An 11564-nucleotide genomic window follows, 5' to 3' on the forward strand; every position below is an offset into this window, starting at 1 on the left:
TCACCCGGTGGGCCAACCACCGGGTGATGTTCTGTTCCATTCTTTGCGGGGCACTTCATGCAAAATTCAATCGGCGCACCAAAGCAGAGGCTCAGCCTCAGCGATCCAAAAGTGCGTGCGTGGGTATTTCAGATCGTCACTGTGGTGGCGGTTATCACGCTGGGCTGGTTCCTGTTCGACAACACACAGACCAACCTCCAGCACCGGGGCATCACGTCCGGTTTCGGCTTCCTGGAACGCAGTGCCGGGTTCGGCATCGCTCAACACCTGATCGACTACACCGAAGCGGACAGTTATGCCCGCGTCTTTGTCATCGGTTTGCTCAACACGTTGCTGGTGACCTTCATCGGGGTGATCCTGGCGACCATCCTCGGCTTCATCATCGGTGTCGCGCGCTTGTCGCAGAACTGGATCATCTCCAAGCTGGCGACCGTCTACGTGGAGGTTTTCCGTAACATCCCACCGCTGCTGCAAATCCTGTTCTGGTACTTCGCTGTATTTCTGAGCATGCCTGGGCCGCGCAACAGTCATAACTTCGGCGACACCTTCTTCGTCAGCAGCCGGGGCCTGAACATGCCGGCCGCGCTGATTGCCGATGGGTTCTGGCCGTTCGTGGTCAGCGTCGTGCTGGCGATTGTCGCCATCGTGTTGATGACTCGCTGGGCCAACAAGCGTTTCGAAGCGACCGGCGAGCCGTTCCACAAGTTCTGGGTGGGCCTGGCGCTGTTCCTGGTGATTCCGGCCGTGTGCGCGATGGTGTTCGGTGCTCCTGTGCGTTGGGAAATGCCGGAGCTCAAGGGTTTCAACTTCGTCGGTGGCTGGGTGTTGATCCCGGAGCTGCTGGCCTTGACCCTGGCGTTGACCGTGTATACCGCGGCATTCATCGCCGAGATCGTGCGTTCGGGCATCAAGTCGGTCAGCCACGGCCAGACCGAGGCGGCCCGCTCCCTGGGGCTGCGCAACGGTCCGACCCTGCGCAAGGTGATCATCCCGCAGGCCCTGCGCGTGATCATTCCGCCGTTGACCAGCCAATACCTGAACCTGGCAAAAAACTCCTCCCTGGCGGCCGGTATCGGTTACCCGGAAATGGTGTCGCTGTTCGCCGGTACGGTGTTGAACCAGACCGGCCAGGCCATCGAGGTGATTGCGATCACCATGAGTGTGTACCTGGCGATCAGTATCAGCATTTCCCTGCTGATGAACTGGTACAACAAGCGCATTGCGCTGATCGAGCGGTGAGGAAACGCGCATGACATCCCATACTTTCAAACCCGACATGCCTCCACCGAGCAACAGCATCGGTGTGGTGGCGTGGATGCGCGCCAACATGTTCTCCAGCTGGATCAACACGCTGCTGACCCTGTTTGCGTTCTACCTGATCTACCTGATTATCCCACCGCTGCTGCACTGGGCGATCCTGGATGCGAACTGGGTAGGTACTACCCGCGCCGACTGCACCAAGGAAGGCGCCTGCTGGGTGTTCATCCAACAGCGTTTCGGTCAGTTCATGTACGGCTACTACCCGACGGATCTGCGCTGGCGCGTGGACCTGACCGTGTGGCTGGCAGTGATCGGCGCGGCGCCGTTGTTCATCTCGCGCTTCCCGCGCAAGGCAATCTATGGCCTGAGCTTCCTGGTGGTGTACCCGATCGTCGCCTGGTGCCTGCTGCATGGTGGCGTGTTCGGCCTGGATGCCGTGGCGACCAGCCAATGGGGCGGCCTGATGCTGACCCTGGTGATCGCTACCGTCGGTATCGCCGGCGCGCTGCCGTTGGGTATCGTGCTGGCCCTGGGGCGACGTTCGAACATGCCGGCGATCCGCGTGGTCTGCGTGACGTTCATCGAGTTCTGGCGTGGCGTGCCGTTGATCACGGTGCTGTTCATGTCGTCGGTGATGCTGCCGCTGTTCCTGCCTGAAGGCATGAACTTCGATAAGCTGCTGCGAGCGCTGATCGGGGTCATCCTGTTCCAGTCGGCCTATGTGGCCGAAGTGGTGCGCGGCGGTCTGCAAGCGATTCCAAAGGGGCAATACGAAGCGGCTGCGGCGATGGGCCTGGGTTACTGGCGCAGCATGGGCCTGGTGATTCTGCCGCAAGCCCTGAAGCTGGTGATCCCGGGCATCGTCAACACCTTCATTGCGTTGTTCAAGGACACGAGCCTGGTGATCATCATCGGCCTGTTCGACCTGCTCAACAGCGTGAAACAAGCTGCCGCCGACCCGAAATGGCTGGGCATGGCCACTGAAGGCTATGTGTTCGCCGCCCTGGTGTTCTGGATTTTCTGTTTTGGTATGTCGCGCTATTCCATGCATCTGGAACGCAAGCTCGACACTGGCCACAAGCGTTAGGAGTTCTGTAATGAGCGAAGCAATCAAACAGCCTGTGAGCCCTGAAGGCATTATTCAGATGCAGGGCGTCAACAAGTGGTACGGCCAGTTCCATGTCTTGAAAGACATCAACCTGAACGTCAAGCAGGGCGAGCGTATCGTGCTGTGCGGCCCGTCGGGCTCCGGCAAATCCACCACCATCCGTTGCCTCAACCGGTTGGAAGAGCACCAGCAAGGCCGCATCGTGGTCGATGGCGTGGAACTGACCAACGACCTCAAGCAGATCGAAGCGATCCGCCGTGAAGTCGGCATGGTGTTCCAGCACTTCAACCTGTTCCCGCACCTGACCATCCTGCAGAACTGCACCCTGGCGCCGATGTGGGTGCGCAAGATGCCCAAGCGCAAGGCCGAGGAAATCGCCATGCATTACCTGGAGCGCGTGCGCATTCCAGAGCAGGCGCACAAGTACCCGGGCCAGCTCTCCGGCGGTCAACAGCAGCGTGTGGCCATCGCTCGCGCCCTGTGCATGAAACCGAAAATCATGCTGTTCGACGAGCCGACCTCGGCTCTCGACCCGGAAATGGTGAAGGAAGTACTCGACACCATGATCGGCCTGGCCGAAGACGGCATGACCATGTTGTGCGTAACCCACGAAATGGGCTTCGCCCGCACCGTGGCCAACCGCGTGATCTTCATGGACAAGGGTGAAATCGTCGAACAGGCGGCGCCGAACGACTTCTTCGACAACCCGCAGAACGACCGCACCAAGCTGTTCCTGAGCCAGATTCTGCATTGATCGACGCCAGGTCATGAAATAAACCCGGACTGTGTTCCGGGTTTATTTTTTGTGGTGCGATGCTCAGGAATCCGTAAGGATTTCGTGCTCCTTGTGCACCGTGGTCTTGAATTGCCTTAAGTCGACGCCTTCCGCCAGGGTTCGTGCATCTGCGAGTAGATGGGGATAGCGGTCAAGCAGGCGCATCAGCAGCATCAATGGTTTTGGCGGCAATACCTCGCCGCGCTCGTAGCGGGACATCGCGTTGTGCCCTCCGCCTGACAAAAGCGATACGGCGTCTTTCTGCGACAGGTGCAGCTTGCGGCGGATGCGTTTCATTTCCTCGCCGATCATCTGCCTGGCGGCGTTGACCAGCTCATCCCCCGCCTTTGCATGGCGCTCCGCGCAGTCGGTATCGAGCTCGACTTCCCCGCACACCCGGCATTCCCAGCCCGACAGGTCATCGACCCGGCACTCCAGTCCCTTGACGCTCAAGGTTTCGCCGCGACCTTCGAAATACAACATGCCCTCCGGGGTACCACAACTGAAACATTGCTGGGTTGTCATACGTTTTTCTCCTTGAAGGAGATTACCGGTGGGCCTCCGCTCGGACGGTAGGTCACCTTGATGTAAATCTCCAAACCGTGTGTGTTGGCGTGATAGACGTCGTGCCAGACTCGATGATCGTCATAGGCAGTCATCGATTTATAGAACTGCTTTCGCTGGAGTCCGCAAATGACTTCCTGCATATCCGAGAGCGTCAGGCCGAGCACCCATGCATTGTTTTTTGCGGTGCTGGTGAACGCATTTCCCCTGAGCCGCCTGACATCCGCCCGTATCACCGCCAACGCGTAATGAGGTGTGTTCTTTTCCATAAGAAACCGTGGGCCTCTGCTTCTAGATTTACCCTAAAAGGGTAATTTTACCATCGGAAATTTTGCTTTGTTTTCCCTCTCACTGACCGTAGGCGGTTGCCGTCCTACACGAAGCTGACTAACATGTCAGAAAATTCATCCTATGATTGGATGAAAGGGCGCTTTTAATGACAGAAATTTCTCCAATAATCCGTCGATCATTGGTCGATCAGGCGCTGGACCAGATGCGTCGGCGTATCAGCGACGGTCTGTGGCCGGTGGGGCAGCGACTGCCCACCGAGCCGGAACTGGTGGCCGAGCTGGGGATCAGCCGTAACACCGTGCGTGAGGCCATGCGCGTGTTGGCCTTTTCCGGATTGATCGAGGTTCGCCAGGGCGACGGCAGTTATGTACGGGCGCTGGTCGATCCACTGGATACCCTCAAGGTGTTGTCCCGCTGTTCGCTGGAACAGGCTCGGGAAACCCGGCATATCCTGGAGGTCGAGGCCATCGGCCTGGCGGCGATGCGGCGTACCGACGAAGACCTGCAGGCCTTGCACCAGGCGCTACGCGCCAGCGGCGCGCACTATCACGGCGACCTGGAGCAATACATCGCCTGCGACCTGGTGTTCCATCGCCGCTTGGTAGACGCCGCGCACAATCCGGCGCTCAGTGAGTTGTATCGCTACTTTTCCAGCGTGATCGCTGCGCAACTGCGCCAGAGCCTGAACATCGTCCCGCGCCATCAACACGTGTTCGACCTGCATGCCGAAATCCTCGAAGCCGTCGAGCAGCAAGATCCCCAGCGGGCCAAGGCCCTGTGTCGACAGTTGATCAATGAACCCTGAATCCGAGTTTTCCATGTCCCGCGATCTGCTTGACCCTACCGCCTCGAAGACGCCCAAGCGCGGTGCCGAGCTCGAAGAGCTGTTGATCGACGCCGAAGCCGACGACGAACAGGCCCAGCAGGCCCATCCGCTGCTGCGCCGGCCCTGGCTGTTGCTGCTCGGGTTGATCCTGGTCGCGTTGAACCTGCGCCCGGCGCTGTCGAGCATGGCGCCACTGCTCAGCGAGGTTTCGAAGCACCTCGGCCTGTCGGCCGCCCAGGCCGGTTTGTTGACCACGCTGCCGGTGCTGTGTCTTGGCTTGTTCGCGCCATTGGCACCTGTGCTGGCGCGGCGTTTCGGTGCAGAGCGCGTGGTGCTGGGGATCTTGCTGACGCTTGCCGGCGGGATTGTGCTGCGCAGTTCGTTCGGCCAGGTTGGCCTGTTCGCCGGCAGTATCCTGGCCGGTGCGAGCATCGGTGTGATCGGGGTGCTGTTGCCGGGCATCGTCAAGCGTGACTTCGCCCGGCAAGCTGGCGCGATGACCGGGGTCTACACCATGGCGTTGTGCCTGGGCGCGGCGATGGCCGCCGGGGCCACGGTGCCGTTGAGCGAACAACTGAACCATAGTTGGGCACTGGGGCTTGGGTTCTGGGCGGTTCCGGCATTGCTGGCCGCCATGTTCTGGCTGCCGCAAACCAGTCAGAAACAAGGTGCCCACCAGGCGGCGTATCGGGTTCGCGGGTTGTTGCGCGATCCACTGGCCTGGCAAGTGACGCTATACATGGGGCTGCAATCGTCCCTGGCCTACATCGTGTTCGGTTGGCTGCCTTCGATCCTCATCGGCCGTGGCCTGACCCCGACCCAGGCCGGCCTGGTGTTGTCGGGCTCGGTCATCGTGCAGTTGATCAGTTCCCTGGCGGCGCCCTGGCTGGCGACCCGTGGCAAGGATCAGCGCACGGCCATCGTGATCGTCATGCTCATGACCCTCGCTGGGCTGTTTGGCTGCCTCTATGCCCCCCTCGACGGTTTGTGGGGGTGGGCGATCCTGCTGGGGTTAGGGCAGGGTGCAACGTTCAGTCTGGCGCTCACGCTGATCGTGCTGCGTTCCCGCGACGCCCATGTGGCCGCGAACCTCTCCAGCATGGCCCAGGGCTTCGGTTATACCCTGGCCTCCCTGGGGCCGTTCGCAGTGGGTGTGGTGCATGACTGGACCGGTGGATGGCAAGCCCTGGGCTGGATCTTCGGCTTGATCGGCCTGGGTGCGATCATCGCCGGCATCGGGGCGGGGCGGGCGTTGTACGTCGGGGTCAGCAGCGAAAAAATCACCGGCCTTCGCTGATGTCATTTACATGGCGAATGACGATAGTGTTCCCGGCGGCGGCAGATTATTGTGGTGGGTCCACTGAAACGCTTTTCGGAGTCTGTCCATGAGTGATGCCCATACCGCCCTGATCAACCGGTTCTATCAGGCCTTTCAGCGCCTGGACGCCGAAGCCATGAGCGCCTGCTACACCGACGACGTGATCTTCAGCGACCCGGCGTTCGGCGAGCTGCGCGGGCGTGATGCCGGTGATATGTGGCGCATGCTCACCACCCGCGCCAAGGACTTCTCCCTGACCTTCGATAACGTGCGCAGCGATGAGCGCTCCGGTGGCGCGCATTGGGTGGCGACTTACCTGTTCAGCCAGACCGGCAATGTCGTGGTCAACGACATCCAGGCCCGCTTCGTGTTTCGCGATGGCAAGATCTGCGAGCATCACGACAGTTTCGATCTGTGGCGCTGGTCCCGTCAGGCCTTGGGTGCCAAGGGCCTGCTGCTGGGCTGGACGCCGCTGGTGCGCAACGCGGTCAGGGCGCAGGCGCTCAAAGGGCTTCGGGCGTTCCAGGCCAGTCGCTGATAAGATCGCGACCTACTTCCTACGCGTCTGTAGAACATTTCGTGACGACTGCCAACAACACTTCAGAGCTGCCTGTGGAGGCCGCGACCGAGCCGGGCAAGCCCTGGTTCGTCTATCTGGTGCGGGCCGCCAACGGCGCGTTGTATTGTGGCATCAGCGACGATCCGGTGCGCCGTTTCGCCAAGCACCAGAGCGGCAAGGGCGCACGTTTCTTTCTCTCCAGCCCGGCGGTGGCACTGGTCTATACCGAAGCCTGCCGTGACAAGGGCGAAGCCTTGCGCCAGGAGCGGCTGATCAAAAAGCTGCGCAAAAGCGCCAAGGAATGCCTGGTGGCGTCGCATCATCCATCCCACTGATGAGTGCTCATCAGGTGGGTAGGCTGTCTGTCCACGGCGCGCTAAGCTTGTCGACCTCCTTCCTGCATTGGCAAATCTCATGTCAGAGCTGATTCTTCATCATTACCCGACGTCTCCCTTCGCCGAAAAAGCCCGCCTGCTGCTGGGTTTCAAAGGCTTGTCCTGGCGCTCGGTCAACATCCCGCCGATGATGCCCAAGCCCGATCTGACGGCATTGACGGGGGGCTACCGCAAGACGCCGGTGTTGCAGATCGGAGCGGATGTTTATTGCGATACGGCCTTGATCGCTCGTCGATTGGAGCAGGAAAAAACCACGCCGGCGCTGTTTCCCGAAGGCCGGGAAATGATTGCGGCATCCTTCGCGGCCTGGGCTGATTCGGTGGTGTTCCAGCATGGGGTGAGCCTGGTGTTCCAGCCCGAGTCGATGGCCGTGCGTTTCGCCAAGTTGTCGCCTGAGGCGATCAAGGCGTTCATCGCGGATCGCGCCGGGCTGTTCAGTGGTGGCAGCGCCACGCGTTTGGCTGCCGAGCAGGCCAGGCATCAGTGGCCGACGATCATGGCGCGCCTTGAGCAGCAATTGCAGCGCGAGGAGGGCGACTTCCTGTTGGGGGAGCCTTCGATTGCCGACTTCGCCATGGCTCACCCCCTGTGGTTTCTCAAGGGCACGCCGGTGACTTCGCCACTGGTGGATGCATATCCGGCCGTCTCGGCCTGGCTGACGCGGGTGTTGGCTTTCGGTCATGGCGCGTCGAGCGCCATGAGTTCCGAAGAGGCCTTGGAAGTAGCCCGCAACGCTACGCCGGCCGCGTTGCCGGATGAACCATTCGATGAGTCGAACGGGTTTGCGAAAGGGCAACGGGTGAGCGTCGCCGCGACTGACTATGGTGTCGATCCGGTGGCGGGGGAGTTGCTGTTTGCCGGGCGCGAAGAGCTGATCCTGCGTCGTGAAGATGAGCGCGGCGGGGTGGTGCATGTGCACTTTCCGCGGTTAGGGTTTCGGATAGAGGCTCGCTAAGTCACCTATGACCTGTGGGAGCGAGCCTGCTCGCGATAGCGGTGTGACAGTCAGTGCAAATGGTGACTGGAATGCCCTCATCGCGAGCAGGCTCGCTCCCACACTGGATCGGCGATGTTCCCAGGATTGCGGTCAGCAGCTGATTCAATGTGGGAGCGAGCCTGCTCGCGATTGAGGCCAGCGGCTGCAAAGCGCTATGTTGCAGACAACGCCTCAAGAATCCTTTGCGGTTCATACCCACGAATCAACGTGCCATTCACGTCCAGGATCGGAATTCCCCGACCGCCCAGCGCCTCATAGGCCTTGCGTGCTTCGGGGTCTTTCTCGATGTCGAACTCGCGATACGGCACGCCTTTTTCATCCAGGAACCGTCGCGTTGCCTTGCAGTAGCCGCACCAGTCGGTGGCGTACAGCGTAACGCGGGCATGGCTGCGGATCTGCTGCGAGACCATTTGCGAGGGGTTGAACAGCCGCTCGATCTTGCCCCAGTTCTGGTACGCCACGACCACCAGCAAGATCAGCAGGAACTTCCTCAGGACCCCGCCGAGCATCAATTGCGCCGCTTGAGCTGGTCAGTCAGGGACGTCGGCAACCCCTTGATGATCAACGTGCCGGCTTCTTCGTCGTATTCGATCTTGGAGCCCAGCAGGTGCGCTTCGAAGCTGATGGACAAACCTTCGGCGCGGCCGGTGAAGCGGCGGAACTGGTTGAGGGTGCGTTTATCCGCCGGAATTTCCGGCGACAGGCCGTAGTCCTTGTTGCGGATGTGATCGTAGAACGCCTTCGGGCGGTCTTCGTCGATCAGTTCGGACAGTTCTTCCAGGCCCATGGGTTCGCCGAGCTTGGCCTGGCTGCTGGCGTAATCCACCAGGGTCTTGGTCTTTTCCCGGGCATCGTCTTCCGGCAGGTCTTCGCTTTCGACGAAGTCGCTGAAGGCCTTGAGCAGCGTGCGGGTTTCGCCGGGGCCGTCGACACCTTCCTGGCAGCCGATGAAGTCGCGGAAGTATTCCGAGACCTTCTTGCCGTTCTTGCCCTTGATGAAGGAAATGTACTGCTTGGACTGTTTATTGTTCTGCCATTCCGACACGTTGATCCGCGCCGCGAGGTGCAACTGGCCCAGGTCCAGGTGGCGGGACGGGGTGACGTCCAGCTCATCGGTGACCGCCACGCCTTCGCTGTGGTGCAGCAGGGCGATGGCCAGGTAGTCGGTCATGCCCTGTTGGTAATGGGCGAACAGCACGTGGCCGCCCACCGACAGGTTGGACTCTTCCATCAGCTTCTGCAGGTGTTCCACCGCCACGCGACTGAACGCAGTGAAATCCTTGCCGCCGTCCAGGTATTCCTTCAGCCAGCCGCTGAATGGATGTGCCCCGGACTCGGCGTGGAAAAACCCCCAGGCCTTGCCTTGTTTGGCGTTGTAGCTCTCGTTGAGGTCGGCAAGCATGTTTTCGATGGCCGTGGACTCTGCCAGTTCGGAGTCCCGGGCATGGAGCACAGCAGGGGTGCCGTCGGGTTTTTTGTCGATCAGGTGGACGATGCAATGACGGATCGGCATGGGCTTCTCGGCTGATGAAAGAGAGGAGGGCGGGCTCCCCTGAAAAGCGCCCAGTGTACCGCAATCACTGGTTTTGGAGCGTTGCGAAGGGGATTTCGGAGCCGTCCGACGGCCCATATGCATTTTTTTACCGATTTAGCGCAATAAAGCTGACCAAATGGGTAGCTAAGGGCGGATATTTCACAGGCGTTGTGCTAGTTTTGCCCGGTCTTACGCGAAGGCACTGCGTTAAGCGTGCATTCAGCATTTGTCAGGTCGAACCAAACCCGGATTTCGGCATCTATTACCCCGACCCGTCGTGGTGATGACCGAGGGTGTCTGATCCGAGGAGATCGGGCTCGATGGCTGACACTGCACTCTGCAATCCATATGAATTTGATAGGGAAGGAACACTACATGGCTCTTACTAAAGACCAACTGATCGCTGACATTGCTGAAGCTATCGACGCGCCGAAAACCACCGCGCGTAACGCTCTGGACCAGTTGGGCCAAATCGTTGCCGATCAGCTGGAAAGCGGCGGCGAAATCACCTTGCCAGGTATCGGCAAGCTGAAAGTCACCGAGCGTCCTGCCCGTACCGGTCGCAACCCTTCGACTGGCGCTGCCATCGAAATCGCTGCAAAGAAAGTCGTCAAGCTGGTTCCGGCCAAAGGCCTGGTTGATTCGATCAACGCCAAGTAAGACGCTTTAAAAAAACCGTGCAGCGGAGCAGTCCGGGCACGGTTTTTTGTTGTCCTGAATAAAGTGGTCGGTGCAATGCGGCCCGTTCAGTCCTTGCGAACCCATCGCGCCTGACGCCAGGCCTGCTGCTGGGCCTCGGTATGGAAGGTCCAGGCCACGAAGCGACTCTGCTTTTGTCCCTGGGACATCTCCACCACCTGGCTGTGCACCGCGCCGGCCTTCTTCAATGCGGCCTGAATCGCCGGCAGATTCGACACCTTCGACACCAGGGTGCTGAACCACAGGACCTGCCGGGCCAACTGCGCACTTTCACCGATCAGCTGGGTCACGAAGCGGGCTTCTCCACCTTCGCACCACAACTCGGCGGCCTGACCGCCGAAATTCAGGACCGGCAACTTGCGTTTCGGATCGGCCTTGCCCAGGGCGCGCCACTTACGCTGGCTGCCTCGGGTGGCCTCCTCCAGGGAGGCGTGGAACGGCGGATTGCACATCGTCAGGTCGAACCGCTCGGCTTCGTCGAGCAGGCCCAGCAGAATCTGCTTGCGATTGGTTTGCTGGCGCAGTTGGATAGCCTTGGCCAACCCATTCGCCTGGACAATGGTCTTGGCCGAGGCGATGGCCGTCGGGTCGATCTCCGAACCCAGGAAGTGCCAGCGGTAGTCGCTGTAGCCGATCAGCGGATACACGCAGTTGGCGCCGGTGCCGACGTCCAGCACCTTCACCGCCGCCCCCCGAGGAATTTCCCCGTCGTTATGGTTGGCGAGCAGGTCGGCGAGGAAGTGCACATAGTCCGCACGCCCAGGCACCGGAGGGCACAGGTAGTCGGCCGGAATGTCCCAGTGGGCAATGCCATAGAAGGATTTGAGCAACGCCCGGTTGAACACCCGCACGGCTTCAGGGCTGGCGAAGTCGATGCTTTCCTTGCCATAGGGGTTGATGATCACGAACCTGGCCAGTTCCGGCGTGCCCTTGATCAATGCCGGGAAATCGTAACGGCCCTGGTGGCGATTGCGTGGGTGCAGGCTGGCTTTCTCACGTGGCACGACAGCCTTGGCTTCGGAGGCGGGCTTGGGCTTCTGGCGTGCAGGTCTGGGGGGGCGAGGCGCGGTCATGGGCGGGTCGATTCGGGGTTGGCTCAAAAAGTGGCGGGCATTGTCCCACATCCCGCACGGTATTGAGGCTTGCACGAATTAAATGTGGGAGCGAGCCTGCTCGCGATAGTGGTGTGTCAGGCTGCATCTGTGGCGAATTTTACTGCCGTCATCGCGAGCAGGCTC

General features: G+C 60.5%; 14 protein-coding genes. 9 read left to right on the forward strand and 5 right to left on the reverse strand.

Annotated features, from left to right (window positions below; genetic code table 11):
* The first annotated feature begins 57 nt into the window (after window positions 1–57).
* Genes CGA22_RS23115 through CGA22_RS23125 form a run of 3 tightly spaced genes read left to right on the forward strand, consistent with a single transcriptional unit; the run spans window position 58 to window position 3122 of the window.
* Entirely contained in the window at window positions 58–1239 is a 1182-nt protein-coding gene (locus CGA22_RS23115; RefSeq protein ID WP_041021604.1) for an amino acid ABC transporter permease, read from the forward strand.
* Window positions 1240–1249: 10 nt separating this feature from the next.
* Window positions 1250–2347, forward strand: coding sequence for an amino acid ABC transporter permease (locus CGA22_RS23120; RefSeq protein ID WP_041021603.1), 1098 nt, complete (start codon window positions 1250–1252; stop codon window positions 2345–2347).
* Window positions 2348–2357: 10 nt separating this feature from the next.
* Complete coding sequence (locus CGA22_RS23125; RefSeq protein WP_003178331.1) at window positions 2358–3122, forward strand: amino acid ABC transporter ATP-binding protein; 765 nt, start codon at window positions 2358–2360, stop codon at window positions 3120–3122.
* Between the two features lie 63 nt (window positions 3123–3185).
* Here CGA22_RS23125 and CGA22_RS23130 read toward each other — a convergent pair whose 3' ends face one another.
* Together CGA22_RS23130 and CGA22_RS23135 are read right to left on the reverse strand one after the other, a co-directional pair.
* Window positions 3186–3668, reverse strand: coding sequence for a type II TA system antitoxin MqsA family protein (locus CGA22_RS23130; RefSeq protein WP_041021602.1), 483 nt, complete (start codon window positions 3666–3668; stop codon window positions 3186–3188).
* Window positions 3665–3976 (reverse strand): type II toxin-antitoxin system MqsR family toxin, encoded by a 312-nt coding sequence (locus tag CGA22_RS23135; protein WP_041021601.1) that lies wholly within the window; start codon window positions 3974–3976, stop codon window positions 3665–3667. Before CGA22_RS23135 ends, CGA22_RS23130 begins: the two co-directional genes overlap by 4 nt.
* A gap of 167 nt (window positions 3977–4143) precedes the next feature.
* Between CGA22_RS23135 and CGA22_RS23140 the strand changes: the two genes are divergently transcribed.
* From CGA22_RS23140 to CGA22_RS23160, 5 genes are all read left to right on the forward strand, one after another.
* Window positions 4144–4803 carry a FadR/GntR family transcriptional regulator gene (locus CGA22_RS23140; RefSeq protein ID WP_041021600.1) on the forward strand — a complete coding sequence of 220 codons (660 nt, stop codon included), beginning with the start codon at window positions 4144–4146 and terminating at the stop codon, window positions 4801–4803.
* Window positions 4793–6121 (forward strand): CynX/NimT family MFS transporter, encoded by a 1329-nt coding sequence (locus CGA22_RS23145; protein WP_041021599.1) that lies wholly within the window; start codon window positions 4793–4795, stop codon window positions 6119–6121. The genes CGA22_RS23140 and CGA22_RS23145 overlap by 11 nt, the downstream gene beginning before the upstream one ends.
* A gap of 88 nt (window positions 6122–6209) precedes the next feature.
* Complete coding sequence (locus CGA22_RS23150; protein WP_041021598.1) at window positions 6210–6680, forward strand: nuclear transport factor 2 family protein; 471 nt, start codon at window positions 6210–6212, stop codon at window positions 6678–6680.
* Between the two features lie 41 nt (window positions 6681–6721).
* Entirely contained in the window at window positions 6722–7036 is a 315-nt protein-coding gene (locus tag CGA22_RS23155; protein ID WP_041021597.1) for a GIY-YIG nuclease family protein, read from the forward strand.
* A 79-nt stretch (window positions 7037–7115) separates the two neighbouring features.
* The gene (locus tag CGA22_RS23160) at window positions 7116–8051 is read left to right on the forward strand and encodes a glutathione S-transferase family protein (protein ID WP_041021596.1); all 936 of its coding nucleotides are present in this window, start codon (window positions 7116–7118) and stop codon (window positions 8049–8051) included.
* A 194-nt stretch (window positions 8052–8245) separates the two neighbouring features.
* On the opposite strand, the gene CGA22_RS23165 is transcribed toward CGA22_RS23160, so the two are convergent.
* Window positions 8246–8602, reverse strand: a complete 357-nt coding sequence (locus CGA22_RS23165; protein ID WP_041022971.1) for a glutaredoxin family protein — start codon at window positions 8600–8602, stop codon at window positions 8246–8248.
* The gene (gene yejK / locus CGA22_RS23170) at window positions 8602–9606 is read right to left on the reverse strand and encodes a nucleoid-associated protein YejK (protein ID WP_014340016.1); all 1005 of its coding nucleotides are present in this window, start codon (window positions 9604–9606) and stop codon (window positions 8602–8604) included. The genes CGA22_RS23165 and yejK overlap by 1 nt, the downstream gene beginning before the upstream one ends.
* Before the next feature lie 396 nt (window positions 9607–10002).
* On the opposite strand from yejK, the gene CGA22_RS23175 reads away from it, so the two are divergent.
* The gene (locus CGA22_RS23175) at window positions 10003–10287 is read left to right on the forward strand and encodes an HU family DNA-binding protein (protein WP_024777638.1); all 285 of its coding nucleotides are present in this window, start codon (window positions 10003–10005) and stop codon (window positions 10285–10287) included.
* A gap of 86 nt (window positions 10288–10373) precedes the next feature.
* On the opposite strand, the gene rlmF is transcribed toward CGA22_RS23175, so the two are convergent.
* A complete protein-coding gene (gene rlmF, locus CGA22_RS23180; RefSeq protein ID WP_041022970.1) occupies window positions 10374–11399 on the reverse strand; it encodes a 23S rRNA (adenine(1618)-N(6))-methyltransferase RlmF in 1026 nt (341 codons plus the stop codon).
* Window positions 11400–11564 lie beyond the last annotated feature (165 nt).

Origin of the sequence: Pseudomonas sp. PSB18 (genome assembly GCF_014596565.1) — a bacterium.
In the GTDB taxonomy this organism is placed as follows: Bacteria; Pseudomonadota; Gammaproteobacteria; order Pseudomonadales; family Pseudomonadaceae; genus Aquipseudomonas.

Bases quoted from the DNA above. Each gene is read 5' to 3' on its own strand.
- CGA22_RS23125 (WP_003178331.1), top strand. From the start codon at position 2,358: ATGAGCGAAGCAATCAAACAGCCTGTGAGCCCTGAAGGCATTATTCAG.
- rlmF (WP_041022970.1), bottom strand. From the start codon at position 11,399: ATGACCGCGCCTCGCCCCCCCAGACCTGCACGCCAGAAGCCCAAGCCC.
- CGA22_RS23165 (WP_041022971.1), bottom strand. From the start codon at position 8,602: ATGCTCGGCGGGGTCCTGAGGAAGTTCCTGCTGATCTTGCTGGTGGTC.
- CGA22_RS23150 (WP_041021598.1), top strand. From the start codon at position 6,210: ATGAGTGATGCCCATACCGCCCTGATCAACCGGTTCTATCAGGCCTTT.
- CGA22_RS23135 (WP_041021601.1), bottom strand. From the start codon at position 3,976: ATGGAAAAGAACACACCTCATTACGCGTTGGCGGTGATACGGGCGGAT.
- CGA22_RS23115 (WP_041021604.1), top strand. From the start codon at position 58: ATGCAAAATTCAATCGGCGCACCAAAGCAGAGGCTCAGCCTCAGCGAT.
- yejK (WP_014340016.1), bottom strand. From the start codon at position 9,606: ATGCCGATCCGTCATTGCATCGTCCACCTGATCGACAAAAAACCCGAC.
- CGA22_RS23130 (WP_041021602.1), bottom strand. From the start codon at position 3,668: ATGACAACCCAGCAATGTTTCAGTTGTGGTACCCCGGAGGGCATGTTG.
- CGA22_RS23145 (WP_041021599.1), top strand. From the start codon at position 4,793: ATGAACCCTGAATCCGAGTTTTCCATGTCCCGCGATCTGCTTGACCCT.
- CGA22_RS23160 (WP_041021596.1), top strand. From the start codon at position 7,116: ATGTCAGAGCTGATTCTTCATCATTACCCGACGTCTCCCTTCGCCGAA.
- CGA22_RS23140 (WP_041021600.1), top strand. From the start codon at position 4,144: ATGACAGAAATTTCTCCAATAATCCGTCGATCATTGGTCGATCAGGCG.
- CGA22_RS23175 (WP_024777638.1), top strand. From the start codon at position 10,003: ATGGCTCTTACTAAAGACCAACTGATCGCTGACATTGCTGAAGCTATC.
- CGA22_RS23120 (WP_041021603.1), top strand. From the start codon at position 1,250: ATGACATCCCATACTTTCAAACCCGACATGCCTCCACCGAGCAACAGC.